The 23,314-nt window shown below is 34.3% G+C and carries 27 protein-coding genes; 7 read left to right on the top strand and 20 right to left on the bottom strand.

Going from position 1 to position 23,314, the window contains the following annotated elements:
- Positions 1 to 104 precede the first annotated feature (104 nt).
- The 9 genes from F0460_RS05615 to arsC form a co-directional block, all read right to left on the bottom strand.
- On the bottom strand, positions 105 to 452 hold the full coding sequence (locus F0460_RS05615) for an SdpI family protein (RefSeq protein WP_150011121.1): 348 nt from the start codon (positions 450 to 452) through the stop codon (positions 105 to 107).
- Entirely contained in the window at positions 449 to 880 is a 432-nt protein-coding gene (locus F0460_RS05610) for a DUF3784 domain-containing protein (RefSeq protein ID WP_150011119.1), read from the bottom strand. Before F0460_RS05610 ends, F0460_RS05615 begins: the two co-directional genes overlap by 4 nt.
- Complete coding sequence (locus F0460_RS05605) at positions 880 to 1,341, bottom strand: hypothetical protein (protein WP_150011117.1); 462 nt, start codon at positions 1,339 to 1,341, stop codon at positions 880 to 882. Before F0460_RS05605 ends, F0460_RS05610 begins: the two co-directional genes overlap by 1 nt.
- 1 nt (position 1,342) lies before the next feature.
- Positions 1,343 to 2,698 carry an alpha/beta hydrolase family protein gene (locus tag F0460_RS05600; protein WP_150011115.1) on the bottom strand — a complete coding sequence of 452 codons (1,356 nt, stop codon included), beginning with the start codon at positions 2,696 to 2,698 and terminating at the stop codon, positions 1,343 to 1,345.
- 2 nt (positions 2,699 to 2,700) lie between these two features.
- Positions 2,701 to 3,273, bottom strand: coding sequence for a hypothetical protein (locus tag F0460_RS05595; protein ID WP_150011113.1), 573 nt, complete (start codon positions 3,271 to 3,273; stop codon positions 2,701 to 2,703).
- Between the two features lie 3 nt (positions 3,274 to 3,276).
- Positions 3,277 to 3,549 carry a DUF2089 family protein gene (locus F0460_RS05590; RefSeq protein WP_150011111.1) on the bottom strand — a complete coding sequence of 91 codons (273 nt, stop codon included), beginning with the start codon at positions 3,547 to 3,549 and terminating at the stop codon, positions 3,277 to 3,279.
- Positions 3,550 to 3,676: 127 nt separating this feature from the next.
- Positions 3,677 to 4,603 carry an EamA family transporter gene (locus F0460_RS05585; protein ID WP_397361835.1) on the bottom strand — a complete coding sequence of 309 codons (927 nt, stop codon included), beginning with the start codon at positions 4,601 to 4,603 and terminating at the stop codon, positions 3,677 to 3,679.
- Between the two features lie 79 nt (positions 4,604 to 4,682).
- Complete coding sequence (locus F0460_RS05580; protein ID WP_150011107.1) at positions 4,683 to 7,145, bottom strand: TonB-dependent receptor domain-containing protein; 2,463 nt, start codon at positions 7,143 to 7,145, stop codon at positions 4,683 to 4,685.
- Between the two features lie 101 nt (positions 7,146 to 7,246).
- Positions 7,247 to 7,588, bottom strand: coding sequence for an arsenate reductase (glutaredoxin) (arsC, locus tag F0460_RS05575; RefSeq protein ID WP_150011105.1), 342 nt, complete (start codon positions 7,586 to 7,588; stop codon positions 7,247 to 7,249).
- Positions 7,589 to 7,648: 60 nt separating this feature from the next.
- Between arsC and F0460_RS05570 the strand changes: the two genes are divergently transcribed.
- Positions 7,649 to 8,533: a CPBP family intramembrane glutamic endopeptidase gene (locus F0460_RS05570; RefSeq protein WP_150011103.1), complete on the top strand. Its 885-nt coding sequence runs from the start codon at positions 7,649 to 7,651 to the stop codon at positions 8,531 to 8,533.
- Between the two features lie 2 nt (positions 8,534 to 8,535).
- Positions 8,536 to 9,579: an AMP-binding protein gene (locus F0460_RS05565; RefSeq protein WP_150011101.1), complete on the top strand. Its 1,044-nt coding sequence runs from the start codon at positions 8,536 to 8,538 to the stop codon at positions 9,577 to 9,579.
- 46 nt (positions 9,580 to 9,625) lie between these two features.
- Here F0460_RS05565 and F0460_RS05560 read toward each other — a convergent pair whose 3' ends face one another.
- The 6 genes from F0460_RS05560 to F0460_RS05535 form a co-directional block, all read right to left on the bottom strand.
- Entirely contained in the window at positions 9,626 to 10,198 is a 573-nt protein-coding gene (locus tag F0460_RS05560; RefSeq protein ID WP_150011099.1) for an HNH endonuclease signature motif containing protein, read from the bottom strand.
- Between the two features lie 132 nt (positions 10,199 to 10,330).
- On the bottom strand, positions 10,331 to 11,248 hold the full coding sequence (locus F0460_RS05555) for an AEC family transporter (protein ID WP_150011097.1): 918 nt from the start codon (positions 11,246 to 11,248) through the stop codon (positions 10,331 to 10,333).
- A 47-nt stretch (positions 11,249 to 11,295) separates the two neighbouring features.
- Positions 11,296 to 12,612, bottom strand: coding sequence for a 30S ribosomal protein S12 methylthiotransferase RimO (gene rimO / locus F0460_RS05550; protein ID WP_150011095.1), 1,317 nt, complete (start codon positions 12,610 to 12,612; stop codon positions 11,296 to 11,298).
- Positions 12,613 to 12,666: 54 nt separating this feature from the next.
- Complete coding sequence (locus F0460_RS05545) at positions 12,667 to 13,509, bottom strand: hypothetical protein (RefSeq protein ID WP_150011093.1); 843 nt, start codon at positions 13,507 to 13,509, stop codon at positions 12,667 to 12,669.
- Positions 13,510 to 13,594: 85 nt separating this feature from the next.
- Positions 13,595 to 15,124, bottom strand: a complete 1,530-nt coding sequence (locus F0460_RS05540; RefSeq protein ID WP_150011091.1) for an OmpP1/FadL family transporter — start codon at positions 15,122 to 15,124, stop codon at positions 13,595 to 13,597.
- Positions 15,125 to 15,160: 36 nt separating this feature from the next.
- Positions 15,161 to 16,057 (bottom strand): hypothetical protein, encoded by an 897-nt coding sequence (locus F0460_RS05535; protein ID WP_150011089.1) that lies wholly within the window; start codon positions 16,055 to 16,057, stop codon positions 15,161 to 15,163.
- A 99-nt stretch (positions 16,058 to 16,156) separates the two neighbouring features.
- Here F0460_RS05535 and proS point away from each other — a divergent pair, with 99 nt between their 5' ends.
- A complete protein-coding gene (gene proS / locus F0460_RS05530; RefSeq protein ID WP_150011087.1) occupies positions 16,157 to 17,635 on the top strand; it encodes a proline--tRNA ligase in 1,479 nt (492 codons plus the stop codon).
- A 43-nt stretch (positions 17,636 to 17,678) separates the two neighbouring features.
- On the opposite strand, the gene F0460_RS05525 is transcribed toward proS, so the two are convergent.
- The 4 genes from F0460_RS05525 to aroQ form a co-directional block, all read right to left on the bottom strand.
- Complete coding sequence (locus F0460_RS05525; protein ID WP_150011085.1) at positions 17,679 to 18,110, bottom strand: hypothetical protein; 432 nt, start codon at positions 18,108 to 18,110, stop codon at positions 17,679 to 17,681.
- Positions 18,107 to 18,523, bottom strand: coding sequence for a DUF2752 domain-containing protein (locus F0460_RS05520; RefSeq protein ID WP_223810771.1), 417 nt, complete (start codon positions 18,521 to 18,523; stop codon positions 18,107 to 18,109). The genes F0460_RS05525 and F0460_RS05520 overlap by 4 nt, the downstream gene beginning before the upstream one ends.
- Positions 18,513 to 18,863, bottom strand: coding sequence for a TM2 domain-containing protein (locus F0460_RS05515; RefSeq protein ID WP_150011083.1), 351 nt, complete (start codon positions 18,861 to 18,863; stop codon positions 18,513 to 18,515). Before F0460_RS05515 ends, F0460_RS05520 begins: the two co-directional genes overlap by 11 nt.
- Positions 18,864 to 18,985: 122 nt before the next feature.
- Complete coding sequence (gene aroQ, locus F0460_RS05510) at positions 18,986 to 19,405, bottom strand: type II 3-dehydroquinate dehydratase (RefSeq protein ID WP_150011081.1); 420 nt, start codon at positions 19,403 to 19,405, stop codon at positions 18,986 to 18,988.
- 219 nt (positions 19,406 to 19,624) lie between these two features.
- On the opposite strand from aroQ, the gene F0460_RS05505 reads away from it, so the two are divergent.
- The 4 genes from F0460_RS05505 to F0460_RS05490 all read left to right on the top strand — a co-directional run bounded on the left by F0460_RS05505 (position 19,625) and on the right by F0460_RS05490 (position 22,759).
- Positions 19,625 to 20,278 (top strand): outer membrane beta-barrel protein, encoded by a 654-nt coding sequence (locus F0460_RS05505; protein ID WP_150011079.1) that lies wholly within the window; start codon positions 19,625 to 19,627, stop codon positions 20,276 to 20,278.
- Positions 20,279 to 20,376: 98 nt separating this feature from the next.
- The gene (locus tag F0460_RS05500; protein ID WP_150011077.1) at positions 20,377 to 21,180 is read left to right on the top strand and encodes a porin family protein; all 804 of its coding nucleotides are present in this window, start codon (positions 20,377 to 20,379) and stop codon (positions 21,178 to 21,180) included.
- A 45-nt stretch (positions 21,181 to 21,225) separates the two neighbouring features.
- Positions 21,226 to 21,825 (top strand): porin family protein, encoded by a 600-nt coding sequence (locus tag F0460_RS05495; protein ID WP_150011075.1) that lies wholly within the window; start codon positions 21,226 to 21,228, stop codon positions 21,823 to 21,825.
- Positions 21,818 to 22,759: a site-specific tyrosine recombinase gene (locus tag F0460_RS05490; RefSeq protein ID WP_397361833.1), complete on the top strand. Its 942-nt coding sequence runs from the start codon at positions 21,818 to 21,820 to the stop codon at positions 22,757 to 22,759. Before F0460_RS05495 ends, F0460_RS05490 begins: the two co-directional genes overlap by 8 nt.
- Before the next feature lie 9 nt (positions 22,760 to 22,768).
- On the opposite strand, the gene F0460_RS05485 is transcribed toward F0460_RS05490, so the two are convergent.
- On the bottom strand, positions 22,769 to 23,230 hold the full coding sequence (locus F0460_RS05485) for an Lrp/AsnC family transcriptional regulator (RefSeq protein WP_150011071.1): 462 nt from the start codon (positions 23,228 to 23,230) through the stop codon (positions 22,769 to 22,771).
- Between the last annotated feature and the right edge of the window lie 84 nt (positions 23,231 to 23,314).

Below are 23,314 nucleotides of genomic sequence, written 5' to 3'. Positions count from 1 at the left end.
TTACCAAAAAGGAAGCTTCTCGTTGTATAGTTAGAAGCATCTCATAAATGAATAAGAAGCTACTTTTTGATTTCTACGGAATGACAAACGGTTTACGAATTCACTTATTCAATTTTTCTTAAAGCCTTTTCAACCACCACAATCATTAAAATACTACCAATAATCATACAAAACATACCTATTGCTAAATCGACACTTTCGTTAGTTTGAAACAATCCTTTTGAGGGAGCGATCAATGTAAAGATCAATCCTGTTAGCATCATTATTTTGGCACTGTATGTTTGAGCGAAATCCCATTTTTGCTGACTTTGCATTGATGTTTGTGTTCGATATCCATACAAACCATTAATTTTCTTCGGTGGAAAAACATACATAATTACTCCGGCAAGTATAAAAACAATGCCTACACAAAGCAGCATTTGGTTACAGTATTCTAAAATAGTATTTATCATAAGTTATTAGATGTTAATTCGTTTAAAGGTGTAATAAAAATAAAGTAGCTAACAATTAATCCGCCTAAGAACAGAAAAGCAAACATAAATCGTTGAAACCATAGTTCCCAAGGTTTATAAACGTTCTTGTCGTGATTTGATCCTAAAAAGAACAACGGAATAAATCCCCAACTTAATCCTAATGTCATGGCAATGAACATGAATTTTAAGTTATCTACAAATAAATTTATCAAACTAATAACAACCAAATATGCGGAAATACTGTAAAAAACGATTTTGTGAATTTTTACAATTCCTTTAAAATCTACATTCTTTTTTCGTTCATCGCTCATGGTATTGTAGCCTGATAATAAGCTACCGGCATTTTCTTCATTTAAAAGACTTGTAAAAAAACAAAGAATAAAAGCGATTATAAAACCTGCGTACATTATTTAATGTTTAATTGTGCTACTACTTTTTCTAATTCTTGCGGTTGCTGTGTGCCAATAACCATTGTTTTACCGTTTTTAAGTTTTATATACAAACCTTTGTTTCCGCGTACATTGTAAACTGTTCCGTACGATGTCCAGAAACGTATTCCCCAACCGCCAACAAAACCGTAGTTAATTACTTTCATTGTATCAATATCAGACAAATTAATGGTTTTCCTTACAAATGGAAAGTGTGTCAGTCGTATGTTTTCTTTGGTAACAACTGTCTTCATTCGTAATACTGCAAACAGTATAACAACCAAAAATATTATAATTAATGCCCATAAATTATTTAATGATACCGTATCATTAGTATATTCTTTATACATAATAATGATTGGTGTTGCCGAGCTTGCTACAAGTAACAACCACAACCACCATTGGTTAAAACGTTGTTTTTCTGTGAATAGCGGTTTCATATTACTTCACATTTTCGTTTAACCATTTAGTAATATCTTCTAAAACAAAAGGTTCAATTGTGGTTTCAATTTCACCATATTCGTTTGGCATACCGGTTTTTGCCGATTGAAATAAGTGATTTAAATTTGGATACGATTTTATCGTCGCTTTTTTGTTGTGTGACAAATCTTTTATCCAGCCTTCCAAGTTTTCTTTTGCGGTAACCTGAACATCTTTTTCACCGTTTAAGATCAAAGCCTTCGCATTAATTTTCTTTAAATTATTCTCTGGATTGTATCTTATAAAGGTTGCAAACCAATTAGATTCTGTTATCGAAGCCAATTCATTGATTTGTTTATCAGATAATTCTTTATAAGTTGGATCAGACTTTAAGAATGATTTTATTTCTTTATTTGCGATATCGTTTGATGGATTCTTCTTAATGATTTCGTAGATTTTTCTAAAAAGTTTTTGATTAGCTTCTAAAACTTCATTTGATAATCCGCTTGCTTTTTCGATTTCGTATTTCTGAACAAGCATTAATTCGTCGATTGAAATTCCTGGTCCGGCTAAAGATATAATAAAAGGAAGATCTTTTCTTTCTGCAGCAATTATTTGTGCAATCATTCCGCCTTCACTGTGTCCTAAAATTCCGATTTTTTTACTGTCGATCTCTTTTATGTTTTTAAGAAAATCAACCGCGCTTTTGGCATCATTCGCAAAATTATAAGTTGTAGCCGACTCAAAATCACCTTCGGATGCTGCTACACCACGATCATCATATCTTAAAACCGCATAACCGTTTTTAGTAAGGTGATCGGCGATAACAAGAAAAGATTTATGACCTAATATCTCTTCGTTTCTGTCTTGAGCACCGCTTCCGGTAACTAAAACTACCGCAGGAAATTTGCCTTTACCATTTGGCATAGTCAACGTTCCGGCTAGCTTAATTTTTGCTTCTTTGTTTTCAAAAGTAACATCTTCGGTTTTGTAGCTAAATGGCGGTTGAGGTTCTTGCGGACGATTACGTTTAAATTCTCCTTTTGTAAAATTCAGTTTAAACGATTGACCACCTTGTTTAAAAGTTCCGTTTATTGTGTTACCGTTGGTCAAGTCGCCTTCGTACGTCATGTACATACGGGCATCTTTCAGATATAATTTGTTGTTTTCAAAACGAATTTCCTGTAATTCAATTCCGTATACACCCTGATCAGGACTGTCTGATGTTGCTTTGTATTGACCGTTTTCTTTGGTTATATGCAACACAAAAGGTAGTTTCTGATTTGGAATTTCAATAGCTCCATTCCAAGTTCCTTCGATTTGGGCAAACGAAGAAAAACTGAACAATAGGGCAAAAAATAGAATAAAGTTTTTCATGATTAAAGGTTTTTAAGAAGTATTGATGAAACAATCATTGAAACAATTAGTAATGCTGCTAAAATTAAATAATCGGTAATTTTTTTAGCGTTTGATAGTGTTTTAAATCCCTTATAAATTGTAATAAACTGAAAGACAAGGATAGCTAAACTTAACAAGGAAGTAATTATTAAAATAATGAAATCTAAACTGGTAGACGGAAGTGCTACCATAATGTTTCCTTCTGCAATTGGAGAATTTAGATCACTATATCTTCCGTCATAGTTAGTTAAAGCAAATAAATAAAACGGAATTCTAATGTAAAAAGCTAAATTCAAAGCATCAATAAATCTAGTTTTATTATTGATTATTTTTCCAGCGATGAAAATAAATATACCGAGTAATAATACGCAAACGCCACTTTCAATAAACGTTTTGTAAAAGTTTATATCTGTTCTAAAAGAAAGGTGAAAGGTATGATCAAACCACCCACGGAAATATGCGGCAAGTGTTGAACCAATCACAAAAATAATCAGATTTACAATTAGTAATTTTCTATCATTATAAAATTCAATAGGGTTTAATAGTTTCTTCATAAGTTAAATATTAAGGTCTTTAATGTGCTGTATCATATCGTCTAACTGGTTGCGAACCGTTGGGTAGCTTATTCCCAATTGTGATGCCATTTCTTTTAAGCTGCCGCTGGTTAAGAAAAACTGCAAGATAAATTCCTGTTCTTTGGGCGACAGTTTTAAAAACACAGGCAATGGATAATTTCCCTGAACAACTGTTTGACAGGTTTCACAGCTTAACTGCGATACACTTAATAAGGTTTCGCAACTTGGGCACTGAGTTGGTAATTTTGCTTTCATTTGAATAAAATTAAAATACAGTTTAATTTTGTTAATTCAAATTTAAATAAAATTTAGTTTTTATGCAATAAAAAAATCCATCAATTTTATTTTGATGGATTTTAGTTTAATTTATTTAAGTAGGTTTTTACTTTCTTCGGATTAAATTCCAATTGATTAATAACACGGCGGCGAGAATAATTACAATTCCGATCCATTGTGAAAACAATACCTGTTCTTGTAAAAAGATAAATGCAAATGTTACCGAAACAGGAAGTTCAACTGCCGAAACAATACTACCCAAACCAACGCCCGTCAATGGAAAACCTTTGTTTAATAGGATAGGAGGTAAGACTGTTCCAAAAACCGAAAGTAAAATTCCCCAGGTATATAAAATGGAACTATCGAACGTTTTTACCGAAATAAATTCTTCGCCAATCAAGTGCATGTTCATGTAAGTTGGTAGTAATTGAGTAAGTAAACTAAAGATCAGCACAATAATTCCACCACCAAAAAGCATAAACAAACTGCGTTTATAGGCATTCAAATCTTTTGCAACGCTGTTAGTACTATATAAGGTTATTGAAAATGATACGGCTGCAAGAAACCCGAACAAAAATCCTTTAAAATCGTACGCTATAACATCACTAAAAATATTTGTTGCTAGTAAGGTTCCAAACAACACAAAACCAACGGCTGCCAATTTTGCAAACGATGGAACTTTTTTACTGATAAAAGCTTCAATTAAAACTCCGATCCAAACCGATTGCATTAACAAAACCACCGCGATTGATGCGTTGATGTATTTTACGCATAAGTAATATAAAACACTTGTAAACCCCATTGATGTTCCGCTTAACACCAATTTAAAAATATTTTTCTTGGTTGCGGTTTGTGTATTTTTAATGAAGAAATTTATTGCAAGCAGACAAATAATTGCAAAAACGTATTGCGATATGGTAACTTCGGTAGTTGTAAAGCCTTGTTTGTAAGCCATTTTTACAAACGATGCCAGCATACCGTAACTACTGGCTCCCAAGGCTACAAACAATATTCCTTTTAATGTTGAATTCAAAATGTTGGGTTTTAGTTTAATGATTGAATAAAAAAGTCTGAAGATTTTTCCTTCAGACTCTTTTTATATTCGTTAGAATTTACATCATATCATCCATATCTTCAGATGACGATTGTTTTCTTTGATCTTTTTGTCGGTCTGTTTTGGTTTGATTGAAACGATAGGTAAACGACAGGTTTATGGTACGTTCTCTCCACTGCATTTCAGAATAAGAAAAAGCCTGCGCTAACTGAATTTCGTTCATACGCTTTCTTGAATTGAATAAATCCTGAACGTTTAAAGCAATTGTAGCTTTATCTTTTAATACATCTTTACTTAACGCCATGTTAACCGAAGCATTTCCCAAACTTTTACCCTGTGCGTTTTTCTGTGCGCCGGTGTACATAAAGTTGGTCTGCCAGTTTATTTTTGCCGGTAAAGTTATGTTCGAATTAAGTCTTGCGGTCCATGTAAAAGCATCGTTATCGAAATTCTGTGTTTGCTTAATTCCTTCAAAATCAACATACGAATAATCGCCGCGTGTTGAAACCTGAAACAAGTTGGCATTTGCGTTTAAACGCCACCAACGCAACGGACTGTAATTTGCATTCAATTCTAAACCATAACGGTATTCGGTAGCTAAATTTATAGGACTGCTGATCGATATCGGAATTCCTTCTTCGTTTACACCGTCAACTCTACGCACAAATTGTGTAGCATCGGTAGTATGGTTAAAATATACAGAGGTATTCAATGTAAGACGTCCCATGCGTTTCATATAACCTAAATCGATTGCGTTTGTGAACGATGGATCCAAATCTGGGTTACCCATGAAGAAATTGATCGAACTTGAATAATTTGAAATTGGATTCAACATACGACCTCTTGGTCTGCGCACACGTCTGCTATAACTTGCAGTAACATTTTCACCATCGGCAAACTCATAATTTACAAAGGCACTTGGAAAAAAGTTGTTGTACTTTTTCTTATTGAAATCCATTGTAGTGATTTGGTTTACATCAATTTCGGTGTATTCCCAACGTAAGCCCAACATATAGCTGAATTTGTTCATTTTATCACCAAACTGTGTGTAAAAAGCGTGAACTTGTTCTTTGTACTGTAAATCGTTTCTAAACAAATCGTTCGGTTCTAAAACGCCGTCGCTGTTTAAAGTATTTATGTTGAATTTGGTATTTAAATCGTTGAAGTTTCCTAAATAACCTGCTTCAAACTGACTGTTTTCGTTAAACGGTAAAACGTAATCTACACGTGCAATGTGGCGTAATTCGTTTTCGGTTGCTTTTGTAACATCCTGCGCCAAAACAGTATTTGCCTGATTGGTTGTTGTGATGTTAGAATCTTCTATATCTCTGTTTTTGTTGATACTTCCCGAAACAAATAACTGATGTCCGCTTTCGTTGAATTTATAAGTAAAATCGGTGTTGTACTCTACACTTTCTTTAAAATCGTCTTCTTCGGTCTGGCGAATATTTCTATATAATAAATTTCTGCTGGCATCATAATTAGAATAGTTCAGCGTTCGTGGATTATCTCCCGTACTTTTTCGGTAGGTAAGATTATTTGTCCAAGTTAATTTATCGGTTAAATTATAATCAAGACCAATATTTCCGTTGATGCTTTCGCGTTCACGGGTACTTCTTGAATATTCGTCAACAAAGCTTGACGTATTTCCGTTTTCATCGAAATACTGTGATTCGTTTAACGAGTTTCCAAAAGTTTTGTTTTTGGCATAACCAAGGCTTGAATATAAATTGAATTTGTCTTCGCGGTAGTTAACCGTTGCATTTGCACCATAACTTGTAGGATCGCCCACATTTGCAGTTACGCTTCCGTTGATACCCGCATTGCTTCCTTTTTTAAGAATGATGTTAATGATTCCGGCACCACCTTCGGCTTCGTAACGCGCAGATGGGTTTGTAATAACTTCTACACGATCTAACGATTCTGATGGAATCATTTTCAACGCATCGCCAATATTGGCAGCCATTCCCGATGGTTTTCCATCAATCAAAACCTTAACCGATTCGTTTCCGCGTAAACTTACGTTTCCTTCCGAATCTACTTCAACAGACGGAATATTATCTAAAACATCGCTGGCATTTCCACCTTTAACAATGGCATTGTCACCCACGTTGTAAATACGTTTGTCTAACTTCAATTCAACGGCAGCACGCTGGGTTTGAATCACAACACCTTCTAAAACTTCGGTATCGCCTTCAATTTTTATCGTTCCCAGGTTAACCGATGCTGCAATATCTTTAGCATCAATCACAAAGGTTTTGTAACCAAGATATTCAATACGAATTTGATAAGTGTCAGGAGTAACAGGAATGTTGAAATTACCCGAACCGTCACTCATATCACCGGTAATATTATTGGCATCGGTAGTACTTTCAATAGTAATACTTGCATATTCCAAAGGTGTGTTGGTAGATTTTTCTACAATTGTTCCGGTAACAAAAACCTGATCTTTTTCTTGCGAATATGCAGCAGATGTGGCTAAAGCAAAAACGGTAAAATAAACGTAATTTATTGCTTTCATATATTATCTTTTAGTTTCTATTTCTTAAGTAGCACAAAAGTACTACCACTTTAAAGATTAATTCTAAATTAATTGTTAAATGGTCTTAAAAATGCGGTGAATTACATGATTTCATCGATTTTCTCAATAGGTCTTGCAATAACCGCTTTGTTGCCGTTTACAACAATTGGTCGTTCAATTAGTTTTGGATTTGCTACCATGGCTTCGATAATTTCATCGTCGGTTAAATTTTTATCCTTAAAATTTTCTTTCCAGATAGCTTCTTTCACACGCACCAGTTCAATAGGTTTTATGCCTAAAAGGTTGATGATGTTTTTTAATTCGCTAACAGTTAGCGGATTGTTTATGTAGTTTATAATTTCGACTTCTTTGTTTAAATCTTGCAGCATACAAAGTCCTTCACGCGATTTGCTGCATTTTGGGTTATGGTAGATTTTAATCATTTTTTGCTGTTATTTTCTTTTACAAATTTAGTTAACTTCGTAGATAAAAATTAGCGATTTATGTACTTAGAACAATTCAACAGAGATTCTTCAAGCATTTTAAAATATGTGCCGTTTGTAGTTTGCTTTCTGGGTTTTATGGCGTTAAACATTATTGTATCAAGTTTAATGGATGTAGATTCAAGCGCAATGATACAGGATTCTATAGATAAATGGGGCAAAAATTTTACGTTTTTTACCTTCGTGGTTCCGTTTGTATTTTTTCTTGCCTTGTTGTTTTTATGGTGGAAATTTATCCACAGATATTCCATAACCAAACTGACAACTGCTCGTGAAAAGATCGATTGGAGTCGGTTTTTTTTCTCGTTCGGCGTTTGGGCAGGCATAAACTTAATAGTACTTTCGGTAGGATATTTTATTGATCCCGAAAGTTTTCAGTTTCAGTTTAACTTGAAGGCATTTTTGCCGTTGCTTTTTATCGCACTAATCTTTATTCCGATACAAACCAGTTTTGAAGAATATTTTTTCCGCGGATATTTTATGCAGTTTACAGCATATCTGTCAAAAAATAGGGGAGTGGCGTTAATAGCAACATCGGTAATTTTTGGATTGATGCATTTAAGTAATCCCGAAGTTTCAAGCATGGGTTTAACCGTTATGATTTTTTATATAGGTTGCGGTTTGGTTTTGGGAATTATGACCTTGATGGATGATGGTTTGGAGCTGGCATTGGGATTTCATGCGGCAAATAATTTATTGGGCGCATTGTTGATAACCTCTGATTCTGCTTTTTTCCAGACCGATGCACTTTTTATTACAACCGCCGATTCAAATATTTATGAATTATTGATACAGGTATTCATAATTTTTCCTATCTTGTTATACATTTTTTCAAAAAAGTACAATTGGGCAAATTGGAAACAAAAATTATTTAAATCTATGTAACTATGGAAAAGAAACTTTGTATACATCCCGATTTTAAACTTAATGGACACACTTACAACAAAGAAAGTATCAGCGAACTTGCAATTACTTTGATCCGCGACGGAGAAGCACACGAAAAAGATTTAGGTAATTTAATTCTGCAGTGGTTTGATGATTACGATTATATAACCTTAACAACATCGGGAACAACCGGAAAACCAAAAGAAGTAAAATTAAGCAAAGAAGCCATGGAAGCATCGGCTTTGGCAACAGGCGAATTTTTTAAGTTACAACCAAAAGATAAAGCATTGTTATGTTTGCCAACGCATTATATTGCCGGTAAAATGATGTTTATTCGTGCGGTTGTTTTGGGTTTAGAGCTCGATTTTGTAAATCCGACTAAAGAACCACTAAAAAACAATGATAAAATTTACGATTTCGTAGCGATGGTTCCGTTGCAGGTACATAATTCAATAACACAGATTGAACAATGCAAAACACTTATCGTAGGCGGAGCTAAATTGAATGATCGAACAAAAGACATTTTAAACGAAATGATGGTGAATGTGTATGAAACCTACGGTATGACCGAAACCATTACGCATATTGCAGCTAAACGCATCAATGAGAATTATTTTACCGTATTGCCGCATGCTAATATTTCGCAAGATGAACGCGGATGTTTGGTAATTGAAGCTCCGTTGGTTTCAAAGCATCTTATCGTTACAAACGATTTGGTTGAAATGCCCAATGATATTCAGTTTGCTTGGATTGGCAGATACGACAATTTGGTAAACAGCGGCGGAGTAAAACTTGTTCCTGAAAAAATAGAACAAAAACTGTCAGATTATATTCCGTATAGATTTTATGTGATAGGAAAAGAAGATGTAGAATTAGGACAAAAACTGGTTTTAGTTATAGAGCATTCTCCTTACACTTTATTACCCGAAGCTTTTGGAAGTTTAGAGAAATTCGAAAAACCTAAAGAAACAATTTTTGTAGAAAAATTTAAAGAAACCCCAACTGGAAAAGTTTTAAGACGAGAAACGATTAACGAGTTGGTTTAAGAAATGATAATTAATAAAAATTCCGGTTTTAAACTGGAATTTTTTGTTAATTAATATATAGTTCCCTTTTTTTAATTAGTACTTCCTCTTCTTGAATATCTCCCTTCGTAATCTTTGAGTGACAAGTTGGACAAATCATTAATAAATTTTCGAAGTCGTTATTTTCTGGATTTTCGTCAATGTGATGAAATTGAAAATGATCAACATCTCCACTTATACAAAATGGACATTTAGATTTAACCTCTTTTTGCAAAAGAGTTTTAATTTTATGTGGTATAGGAGGTCTTCTTTTTTTACTTGATGTACTTACTTTCGGTTTTGAATTCAGGAATTGGATTTTTAAGTCAGATACAATAACTACTAAACTACTTTTGAATTCTTGAGTAACATCTGGTGCAGAATGTGGAAGATTATCTTGAATAATATATTTACCATTTAACAGTTTTTCAAGATAGAGGATTTTTGTTTGCAAATCAAAATTTTGAATTTCTTGCTCAATGCTTTTGATTTCATAGTAAACTCGTCCACCTTGCCAACGAACTTTTTTCCAAGTAGATAAATGTATTTCTTTGGTTTTTATAAGATTATTAATAATTAGTTCTATCTCGTTGTTTTTCATAAGATTATTGAAATTACCTTTCAAATATACGAAAATGTCTTAAATTTCAATTGAACTAAAAACTGTTTGTAATACGCTTCTTTTTAAGTATGAATAGAAATGAAATAGTATTTTAAACAATTCATAAACTAGCTACCCCAACAAAAACTCCACAATAAAGTACCAACCGGCAATGGTTATAAACGATAACGGAATGCCGTAGCCAACCATCATATTGCTTAATTCAGGCTTTAATCTGTAGGTCGATGCCAGTATAGCGCCGGTAATCATTGGTGCCATAGCAGCTTCAATAATGCACACTTTGGTTGCCAAATCGGTTTTGCCTAGTAAAAAGTAAAACAAGGTTAAAATTACAAAGGGGAGTATAATCAGTTGGAAAGACAATCCCAATATTAAAAACTTAAAGTGCTTGCCGTAGGTTTTAAATTTTAACTGGTATCCTACCGAAATCAATGCAACGGGCGATATGGTTGCCGATAGTTGTTTAAAAGTAGTGCTTAATGCCTCCGGAAAATCAATTTGAAGCAAAACCATTGTCAATCCGACTAAAAATGCTAATAAAGGTGGAAAGCGGAACATTTTTTTTAGGATCGATTCTCCTGTGCCTTTTTGGTTGGAGTACATGGTTGCTACTAAAACGCCAACGGTTGAAAGTACTACGAATGTTCCTGGTAAATCGACTATAATTAAAGTGTTTAAACCTTCATCGCCATACAACGCTTGAATGATCGGAATTCCTACAAAAGATGTGTTTCCCAATCCCGATGTAATAATTAAGCAGCCTGTAAGTTTTTTAGACCAGTTATAGATTTTACCTAGAAAATTAAATAGTAAAAATGATAATCCAAACGCAATCCATGCTACCGATGCCGGCAACAATAAATTCCAACCTAATTCAATTTTAGGCAGATAATGCAGTGCCATTGCGGGCAGTGCCACATATAAAATGTATTGGTTAAGTACAGCCGCCGTGTTTTTAGGGAAATTATTGATCTTTTGTATTCCAATGCCTATAAACAGACACAGAAAAAGTAGTATGATGCTGGACATAGTTTTTTAAACAATAAAAAACCGAAAGATGTCTTTCGGTTTGGTTTTTATTTTGATACAGGTGTTCCGTATAAATCAAATTCGGTAGCGTCGTAAATTTCAACCATTGCAAATTCTCCTACTTTTAAATAGTGTTTGCTTGCATCGATCAAAACTTCGTTATCAACATCAGGCGAATCAAATTCGGTTCTTGCAACAAAATTGTTTCCTTCTTTTCTGTCGATAATACAACGGAATGTTTTTCCAATTTTCTCCTGATTTGAATCCCATGAAATCTGTGCCTGAATATCCATGATTTCGTTTGCACGATTTTGTTTTACATCGGCAGGAACATCGTCTTCTAACAAATAAGCATGCGTATTTTCTTCATGCGAATAAGTAAAACAACCCAAACGCTCAAAACGCATTTCTTTAACCCAGTTTTTAAGAATTTCGAAATCTTCTTCGGTTTCACCCGGATATCCTACAATTAAAGTTGTACGAATGGTAATTCCGGGAACTGCTGCTCTAAAATCTTTTAAAAGCTGTGTGGTTTTTGCATAAGTTGTTCCGCGACGCATTGATTTTAAAACGTTATCTGCAATGTGTTGCAACGGAATATCGATGTAATTACAGATTTTAGGCTCACGCTTCATCAATTCCAATACATCCATCGGAAATCCGGTAGGGAAGGCGTAGTGCAAACGAATCCATTCTATTCCTTCAACCTTTACAAGGTTTTCAAGCAATTCTGCAAGATTACGCTTTTTGTATAGATCCAACCCGTAATAAGTTAAATCTTGTGCTATTAAAATTAGTTCTTTAACGCCGTCTTTTGCTAAATTTTCTGCTTCTTTAACCAATTTTTCAATTGATTGTGAGGCGTGTTTTCCACGCATTAAAGGTATCGCACAAAACGAACACGGACGATCGCATCCTTCGGAAATCTTTAAATAAGCGTAATTTTTAGGAGTTGTTGTTAAACGTTCACCTAATAATTCGTGCTTATAATCTGCACCCAAAGCTTTTAAAAGCAAAGGTAAATCGGTAGTTCCAAAGTATTGATCCACATCCGGAATTTCAGCTTCCAAATCTGGCTTGTAACGTTCAGATAAACATCCGGTTACAAAAATCTTATCTACTAAACCTTGTTCCTTTCTGTCCACATAATCTAAAATCGTGTTTACAGATTCTTCTTTTGCATTATTTATAAAACCACAAGTGTTAATTACCACTATATTCGCCTCATTATTGGTAGCTTCGTGTGTAACATCTTTACCACTTGCTTTTAACTGTCCCATTAAAACTTCACTGTCGTAAACGTTTTTAGAACATCCAAGGGTAACAACGTTGATTTTATTTTTCTTTAAAGATTTAGTTCTCATAGACTTAAAATTGAGGATGCAAAATTACGTTTTTAATTTCTATTAAAACGTTAATTACAGTTTAAAAATGCTTCCTACAACAAATATACCTTGGTTAAATGTGAAATGATGCGATGCATAAGCACCGTTGTTTAAAATAATCGGAGCTTTTGTAATATCAATATAACCAAATTTCCATTCGTATTGAATAAAAAAGTGTTTGAAAAACGTAGCATTTACACCAGCTTTTGCAGAAACGCCCCAGCCTGCAACTTTAAAATCGTCATGACGTTCGCGACCTAAAACGGTGGCGTTTGTTTTTGGATATAAAACTCCTGCGCCAACACCAATCAATCCGTTAAACTGAATTTTATCGGTATTTGTAATGCCTAAATATTTAGAAAAATCTTTGTGGCGCGCTATTTCGGCATTTACATAGTTTAAACCGTCAGTATGTTCAAACATTAAAAATTCTTCTGTCAATTTTGTTTTTCCGTTTGGAAGTACTTCGCCATAAGTACCTTGATTTGGATACGTACCTGTAACGACTGCTTCCTGATTTTGCGTCATTACATATTTCATGTGATCAACCCCAACAGAAACACTGTAATTATCTGTAATAAAATATCCTACACGCAAATTGGTCTGCGGAATGGTCATTTTAGTAGGATTGATGTAATCTACGTGCCAGCCTTTTGGTTTGTCATGTGCAGTGGCATCGTTAACCGTAAAATTAAAATCGTCTCCTTTAAAATGAATATCAGAATTTGAATAATAACCACGGTTTCCGCCCCAGTAAATAAATATTTTTCCTTTGTTGTTTGCTGTGTAAGGGTTTGTGGTAACTTCCTGTCCGAAAGAAGGCACGGTAATAAAAGTTAAACTGCTTAAAAGTAGCAGTTTGTGCAGCGTTTTCATTATTACTAAATTTTGGAGCAAAGATATTATAAAAAAAGTCCTTGCTGTGTGGAAGTAAGGACTTTATTTTATTGAAATCTGCTTTTTAAAAACTTGCCGTATATGTTAAACTGATGTTGTGATTTTTAGACTGAATGTCTGCAACACCGTTTGTACCCGAACTAATCATATTTTGTTGCGAATCTTGTTGCCAGAACTGATAACCAAGATCAATACGCGATGCACCGAAACTATATCCTAAACCGCCACTGTAGCTTGTTAAATCGCTAATGGTTTGTTTATTTTTGTACGGACTGTCGGCAAAGCGGTAACCTGCACGCAAACTCACTCTGTCTATGCGGTATTCACCACCAACTCTAAATTCGTTTGTCGCTTTCATCATGTCTTGATAGTACTTATTTGTACTATTGTAGTTGGCACCGCTTGCGCTGTATTCAGTAGTGCTGTAATCTTTACGAATATAATCAACACTTAATAAGCCTTTGGTTCCAAACACATACGCCAAACTTCCAGAGATTGATCCCGGATTTTTAACTGAATATTTATTATACAAGGTTACAAGATTTGGATTGATATTATAGTTTTGAACAACGCCACTTTCTAAAATATTTGTTTGCAGACTTTGAGAAAATTCATCCTGTAAACTCATCCATGTAGGCGATTGATATGATGCTCCGATTCTTAATTCTTCGGTAGCCTTAAAAATACCACCTACATTAAACGAAAATCCCGATCCGTAAGTATATGTTTGGTTATTGAACAATAATTTCTGATATCCGTCTGTAATTGCTGATCGATTCTCTTCATAAATTGCCGATGATGTTAGATAATCAACAAAATGTACGTTTAAATTCGCTCCCAAATATAGTTTTTTATTAATATCAAAACCAACATTCCCCGTAAGCTGGTTGTTAAAACCGGTTATATAAGTTTCGTTTTCCTGATAAAAACTGCTGCCTGCACCATTAAGGCTGTAATTTGTACCGTTATCGTTTATTAAATAACCTTGATACGCCAACATTGCCTGTTGTGCAGAAAAACCGTTTTGAACTGTATTCAGAAAATCATATAATTCTGTAATTGATTCACCTTCTCTGGTTTGAACGTAATCCAAAGGAATACTTCCGCCGTTGTTTCCAAAATTAGCGTGATCTAAAAAGTAGTTTGTAACCGATTGATTACTCATTCCGCTGCTAAAATAACGATCGTTAAAACGTGCATTAGAATTGTAACTTAAACCAATGGTTACTTTTTTAAGTGCCTGATCTTGATTTTTAGAATCGATCACAAACACGGCTCCGAAATTAGACAAATTCAAATCACTTTCTTTTGCGGTAGATGATGATCCGTTGAAAAGAGAATTATTTTTCTGTATCTGAACATTTCCTGTAAAACTGAAATTGTTATAATTGAACAATGCCGATCCCGCCGGGTTGATCTGTAAGGCTGAAACATCGCCTCCTAAAGCTCCAAAGGCTCCACCCATTGCATTAAAACGTGCCGATCCGTTTACTTGTTGTGTTCCAATTCTAATAGCATCCGCAGGATTAAATTCTTGCGCTTGAGTTTGTAGAAATCCGCAAACAGCAAGCAGTGGTAAATATATTTTTTTCATACTGTATCGTTAAATCTTAATAATAGTCGTTGTAAATTATCTTCTTCCGCCACCGGCGCCAGAACGCATTCCGCCGCCCATGCTGCCACCTGTATTCATTCTGGTGTTAGATGATGGGGTGTAGGTTGGTCTGCTTGTGCTTCGTTCCATACGCGTATTGGTGTTTGTGCGTGTATTGGTGTTGAATCTGTTGTTTCTAATGGTTCTATTATCGTCAAAAGAGGTAGTTCTGGTACTACGCATCATTTCCCGATTAGTCGATATTCTGTTTAAAGAAGTATTCGCTCTGGCAAAAGTTCTGTTTGTTGCATTCAGATTTCTGCTGCTGTTTAAAGACGACCCTCTTAAACTACGGGTATTGTTGGCAACCATACGGTTTCCGTTTGCTCCAGCCATTTGCCGCGATGTTAACGAACGGTAACTGTTGCTTCTAGAAATGTTTCGGTAACCGTTGTAACCCCAACCCCAGCCACCGCCGTAGTAAGGATAACCCCAGCCGCCACCCCAGCCATAATAAGGATAGCCCCAGCCGCCGCCCCAGCCAAAACCGAAGCCGTAACCAAATCCCATGCCCCAGCCCCAATTATTCCAACCCCAATATGGGTTACCCCAGCCCCAGTTGTCATAATGGTAAACTAATTGCGTTTCAGAAGTAGCATCGCCCCAACCGCCGTTTGCTTCGTTGTAGTTAGATGAATAATTTTCAACATCGGTAAAATAAGCATCGGTTTCTTCCGATTTTTCCTTGAAATATTCTTGATAGTAAGTACCTTTTTCATGTGTATCTTCAACAACAATCTTGCTGTTGTTGTAAATTCCATCAACATCGTAAGGCTTTTGGTTCAAGCCCGAACAAGCCGTAAGAAGCAGTCCCGAAGATGTTACAAGGCAAAAACGTATTAAATTCGATCTCTTAAAGATATTAGGTAGCATATTTAAAGTTTTTATTGTTGAACATTACAAATTTAAGTAGATTTGTACAAAATAATGTATTAATATTATCTAATCAAAATATATACCAATATACTAAAAATGAGTAAGAATTTAACTACAAGATCGGAAGATTATTCAAAATGGTATAACGAACTGGTTGTAAAAGCCGATTTGGCTGAAAATTCAGGAGTTCGTGGCTGTATGGTTATCAAACCTTACGGATACGCCATTTGGGAAAAATTACAAGGAGAATTAGACCGTCGTTTTAAGGAAACAGGTCACAGCAATGCGTATTTCCCTTTGTTTGTACCGAAAAGTTTGTTCGAAGCTGAAGAAAAAAATGCCGAAGGTTTTGCAAAAGAATGTGCCATTGTAACACATTACCGTTTAAAGAACGATCCTGACAATCCGGGAAAATTAATGGTTGATCCCGATGCAAAATTGGAAGAAGAATTAATCGTTCGCCCAACATCCGAAGCAATTATTTGGAGTACATATAAAGGTTGGATCCAATCATATCGAGACCTGCCGATTTTAATTAACCAATGGGCAAATGTGGTGCGTTGGGAAATGCGTACGCGTTTGTTCTTGCGTACTGCCGAATTTTTATGGCAGGAAGGACACACGGCGCATGCTACTAAAACAGAAGCTATTACAGAAGCTAAACAAATGCAGGATGTGTATGTTGATGTGGTTGAAAACATCATGGCGATACCTGTTGTTAAAGGATATAAAACCGAAACCGAGCGTTTTGCCGGTGCCGATGAGACCTATACTATTGAAGCTTTAATGCAAGATGGTAAGGCGTTACAGGCAGGAACATCGCACTTTTTAGGTCAGAATTTTGCAAAAGCATTCGATGTAAAATTTACCAATAAAGAAGGTAGGCAAGAATACGTTTGGGCTACCTCATGGGGTGTTTCAACTCGATTAATGGGTGCGTTGATTATGACGCATTCTGATGATAACGGATTAGTGCTTCCTCCAAAATTAGCTCCGATACAGGTAGTGATTGTTCCTATTTATAAAAATGAAGAACAGTTACAACAGATTGGAAACAAAGCCGATGAATTGATTGCGGAGTTTAAAAAGAAAGGAATTTCTGTAAAATACGACGATCGTGATACCCAAAAACCTGGTTTTAAATTTGCCGAGTGGGAGTTGAAAGGTGTACCGGTGCGAATTGCCATTGGTCCGAAAGATTTGGAAAACGGAACGTTTGAAGTAGCTCGTCGCGATTTGTTATCGAAAGAAGTAGTTGCAGAAAGCGTTGTGATTGATCATATTGAAAATCTATTAAATGATATTCAGGAAAATTTATTCACAAAAGCAATTAATCACCGTGCAGAACATACTACCCAAGTAAATTCGTTCGAAGAATTTAAAGAAGTTTTGGAAACCAGAGGCGGATTTTTATTGGCACATTGGGACGGAACTCCAGAAACCGAAGAAAAAATAAAAGATTTGACAAAAGCAACCATTCGCTGTATTCCAATGGATCAACCAGATGAAGATGGTGTTTGTGTACTTACAGGCAAACCTTCTACAAAAAGAGTAATGTTTGCAAAAGCATATTAAAAGTAAGACTCCCAAATAATATTTTATTTGGGAGTTTTTTTATTTAAGGCTTACAAAATCGATCGGTTAACTTATTGTAACCCCACCATTCTATATGTATTCCTTTTCGGGTTTCAATTGCAGAATATATGGTAGCAACAAATTCTATAATGTTAAAGATCAAAACAAAAGAAATGTAAACTGCAAAATAAGTATTTACACCGGTTTTATTATAGATTAAGGAAATTGTCCACCAAAAACCTATGTTATTAATAAGGAATACAACAAATTGCGAAAGCAATGCCTGCATGCAATGCCAACGAACAAAATAAGTTCCTTTTATATTGCTGAAATAAAAAACTACCGATGCAATTAAATTGATGATAGGGAATGGCAACCCCGCAACGAATGCTACTAATGACATTAAATAACTGTTTGAAGCTTTTTCGGCTTCATGTTCACCGGGTGTATAGGGGAATTCTCTTTTTAAAATCATAAATCCTTTATAATGTTCCAAATCCAATTAATCAAAACTAACGAAACGAATAAGAATGCTATTTTAGGTTTTCTTAAAAATCGTTCCGCATCTTTATAAAACTTTAAAAAAGTTTCTTTCTTTAAGATTAAATCATACAATAACCAAAAAGGAAGCACAAGCAATACCGCAGCAATTAAAAATCCTAACGGATTTATTAATAATGCTTTTTGAAGATCTCCACTTATTAAAGCAATTACTGATCTGGTTGATCCGCAGGATGGGCAAGGTAAGGTTGTTACTCTTTTAAATGGACAGATTTCTATACCCGAATTTGTATTTGAAACTGCGTTTATATTGTAAAAAAGCCAAATATAGCCCGCAAAGCAGGCTATAATTAAGAAAAAATAAAACTTATTTTTTTTAATATGCATTCATGAAAACTTGCTGAAGTTTTTCCATGTTTTTTTCTCTAGTAGCACCCATAATCAAAAAGAAATCAATTATTGTCCAAATGCCAAGACCACCACAAGTTAACAGTTTACCAACGCCAATACCAGTATCGCCAATCATAAATCTATCAATTCCTAAAGATCCTCCGCCCACTAATGAAACAATAAGGCTGGTTGTTGGATCTTTAAATTGTTGCATTTGAACCATTGTCCATTTAGAATCATCTAATTTTAAAAGTTCTTCTTTGATATATCCCAGTTGATGACTTTCAAAGAATTTACTGTTAGTCATTATGAACATATCAACTTTTTGTGTATCCATTATTATGTTTTTTTCAGTATCCTACTCATATAGCTTTTCGGCATCGCTCCGTTTTTAATGGTTTCTGGTCTCCAACAATCAATTGCAAAAATAAAAAAATATGTTAAAAAAACAAAAGCTGGCTATTTGTTAAGGAAATAGGATATCGCCAGTTTATACGATTGTAAACCGAAACCGCCGATAGTTCCTTTTGCAACGGGCGAAATGTAAGATTGATGTCTGAATTGTTCTCTTTTAAACACATTACTTATATGTACTTCTATAACGGGAGTTTCAACAGCGCTAACAGCATCTGCAATAGCAATAGAAGTATGGGTGTAAGCACCTGCATTTAAAACAATACCGTCAAAATCAAATCCTACTTCGTGAATTTTATCAATAAGGTCACCTTCATGATTGCTTTGAAAGTAAATCAGATCGATTGTTTTAAATTCCTTTTGTAATAATTCAAAATATGCTTCAAAAGTCTCGTTGCCATATACTTCAGGCTCTCTTTTTCCTAACAAATTCAAGTTTGGTCCGTTTATAATGGCTATTTTCATTAGTTGAGGTGTTAAATTTTAACGTAAAAGTATCAAAAAAATATTAATGGTTGCAATGGTAGGTTTATTGTTTTGTAAAGGTTTAAGGTTTAATCCGTTGCAATTATCAACAATTGATTTCTTTAAGAAATTAACATCTTTGTTTTAAATAATTGTTAAAATAATAGGTCTGTAAATTATTGATTTCGTAAATTTGATCTACAAAAAAATAAAAAGAAAATGAAAAAGATTTTATTATCATTAGCTGTGTTGGCAACGGGAGCTGCTGCACAAGCACAAGAGCAAACATTTGGTTTTAACCAAGGAGACATTTTATTGGAAGGTAGTTTACAAGCGAACACGCAAGATGACAGAGCAGAAACTATAAAAAGATCTAACTTTAACTTTACACCTAAAGCGGGTTATTTTGTAACAGATAAATTTGCTGTAGGTTTAGGTTTAAACATAGGTGCTTCTAACGTAGAAGACTATAATGATGTGAATGGCAATTACGAAGAAGAAAGATTTAGTACTGTTGGTTTTGAAATATTTGGTCGTTACTATATTGCAGACATGAAAAGATTTCAACCTTATGCTGAGTTAGGAATTGGCTATGATTCTTCTAAAAGAGAAACAATCACTGTAACAGATGATGTAACAGTTAATAGAGAATTACCTAAGTATAACGATTTTGGTGTAAATGCAACTTTAGGTTTTAATTACTTTGTAACGCCTAAAATTGCTGTAAACTTTGCTTTAAGTAACTTGATTGGATTTAATTCAGGAAAATCTGATGCCCCTAATTCAAAAGCTACAACTGATTTCTATGCTAACATCAACAACTTTAATAACTTTTTTGATGCTGCAACATTCGGTTTAACATTTAAATTGTAAGAAATTTAAAATAATTTTAATAAAATTTTAAGAGCCTTTCATTTTTGAAAGGCTTTTTTTATATCTTTAAGGCTTAAAATATTTTTAAAGCTAAACTAATGAAGAAAATATTACTGTCAATCGCTTTTTTAGGACTGTTAACAACAAATAGTTTCGCACAACGCAATCACAGAAATTTAATTGAAACCGGTATAAAGGTTGGTGGAAACATGTCTAAACTTACAGGCGGTAACACCCAAGATTTTAAGCCAGGGTTGCAGATTGGTGGAACAATAGAGATTCCTTTATCTTTCTATAAAAAGTTTGCTCTTCAGGCAGAACTACAATATTCCGTACAAGGATATAAAGGTGCAGAGTACGATCAAATAGATATGCTTACAGATAAAGTAATTGAAACTAAGAAATTAGAAAACGTTACCATGCACTATATGTACTTACCACTTACATTTAAATATTACCCAAGTAAGAATTTTTCTCTTGAATTTGGTGGACAGATTGGTTATATGTTAGATGCAACGGGGCAGTTCGATGCTAACAAATACAATACCGCACGTGAATATCTGTATTTAACAGATCCACGATATGTAGCATCATATTCACAATTAGATAAAGCAGTTTTTGAAGCAGGTTACCGTAGCAAAGATCCAGATGATTTTTATGAAAAAATGGATTATGGTATTACAGGTGGTTTTTCATATTATATGGAAAGCGGAATGTTTATTAACTTTCGTTACTATATGGGCTTACAAGATATTTACAAAAAGGACAACGACTACCAAAAATTCACTATTCCTGATGCAGGTCCAGAATTGCAGCGAGAACTTGATTATATGAATAACAATTTAAAGTTTGCACCAATGACTAATACATCGGTTCAACTTTCGTTAGGATATAAATTTTAATTTGGCACACTTTTGGTATGATACTTTTTAAAAATAGAAAGTATTATGAAAAAAGTAATTTTAGCAGCATTTGTATTGGGTACATGTACAGCTGCATTCGCACAACAACAGTTAAAATTCGGTCCAAAGGCAGGGGTAAACTTTGCAAATTTATCTGGAGTAGACAATAGCGAAATGAAAACAGGTTTTCACGTAGGTGCTGTTGCAGAAATTAAGTTCAACGAAAAGTTCTCTATTCAGCCCGAAGTTGTTTATTCGGCACAAGGAACAAAAAATACGACCACAGTACCCGTCTTAGGTGATGTGAAAACAACTTGGAATAACGATTATATCAATATTCCTATTTTGGCGAAGTATTATATTGTTGACGGTTTTTCTGTTGAAGCAGGACCACAAGTTGGATTTTTAGTGAAATCTGAAGCAAAAATTGAAAGCGGAAACAGTTCGATTAAAGATGATACCAAAGATGACTTTAAATCTACCGATTTTGGTTTAGGATTTGGTTTAGCTTACGATTTACCTGTTGGTATGTTTGTAAATGCGCGCTACAATTTGGGATTATCTGATATCAGAAACAACACCAGTTCGGGCGATGCAATTAAAAATAATGTGATACAGGTTGGTATCGGTTATAAATTTGATTAGTAATTTAGAATATAGTATTTTTAAACCACCATTTAATGGTGGTTTTTTTATGGACAATTATATTGAACAGTTTACCTATTATTTAAAGTTAGAACGTGGAGTTGCAGAAAATACGCTTGTAAATTATCTGTACGATCTGGAAAAGCTGCAACAGTTTTTGGGTTCAGATGTGGATATGTTGCATGTTGAAGAAAGCGATATTAGAAATTTTATCTATTTCGTTGCCGATTTTCTTGCAGCTTCAACTCAAGCACGCATACTTTCAAGTTTGAATCATTTTTATAATTTTCTTATTTTACAGAATGCAATACACAACAATCCGGTTACTTTTATAGAATTACCCCGGCAAACTCGGAAATTACCCGTTGTTCTTTCGGTTGATGAAATTGATTTACTGCAAAGTTTAATCGATTTTACTAAAGATGAAGGTGTACGGAACGATGCAATTATCGAAACAATGTATTCGTGTGGCTTGCGAGTATCTGAAGTAATAGGCTTAAAACTCTCTGATCTGTATTTTGATGAAGGTTTTATAAAGGTTCTGGGTAAAGGCTCAAAACAGCGTTTTGTTCCCATAGCATCTTCTGCTGTGAAAAAAATCAACAACTATATACAGCAAAGTCGTTCACATTTGAAAAAGATACAAGCTGAAGATATTTTGTTTTTAAATCGTAGAGGCGCACAATTAACCCGGGCAATGATTTTTACCATATTAAAGGATCTTACCAAAATTGCCGGACTCACTAAAAATGTAAGTCCGCACACGTTGCGTCATTCTTTTGCTACACATTTGCTTGAAAATGGAGCAGATCTGCGTTCTATTCAACTTATGTTGGGGCACGAATCTATCACAACTACCGAAGTGTATCTGCATTTAGATAAACAGAAATTAAAACAAGAAGTAGAAAAATTCCACCCTTGGAACAATAAGTAATATTATTTACTACAAAACACTGTAGGTTTTCGTGTTTTTAACCTCTTTAATTACAAACATACTGTGTGTGCTTTGAACTTCTTCCATTGTGGTAAGTTTCGATAACATAAACTCGCGATAAGCCTCCATATCCTGTACACCGATTTTCAAAATGTAATCGTATTCACCGCTCACGTGAAAACATTCTAAAACTTCAGGAATCTGATCCACCTTTTTTTCGAACCTTAAAATAGCGTCTTTAGAATGCGATTTTATCTTTATGTGCGCAATCGCCATAAAACTCCGGTTTATTTTATCCTTATTAACAATGGCAACATAATCGGTTATGATATTTTGTTTCTCCAATTTTTTTATACGTTCATAAACCGCTGTTGTCGAAAGACCTAGTTGGTCTGCCATTTCTTTTGTTGTTTGCTTACAGTTCTGTTGCAAAAGCTCAATAATCTTATAGTCTGTAGGATCTAATTTCATGTTTCATTTTTTAGTCGATATGTAAAAATATTAGTTAAATAATAATCAAATATAATTATTTTATAGATTTATTATCTAATATAT

The sequence above is a fragment of the Paenimyroides baculatum genome (assembly GCF_008629655.1).
GTDB classification, from domain to species: Bacteria; Bacteroidota; Bacteroidia; order Flavobacteriales; family Flavobacteriaceae; genus Flavobacterium; species Flavobacterium baculatum.
The sequence above is the reverse complement of the archived record's forward strand: the minus strand, read 5'-3'. Positions and strand labels throughout refer to the sequence as shown.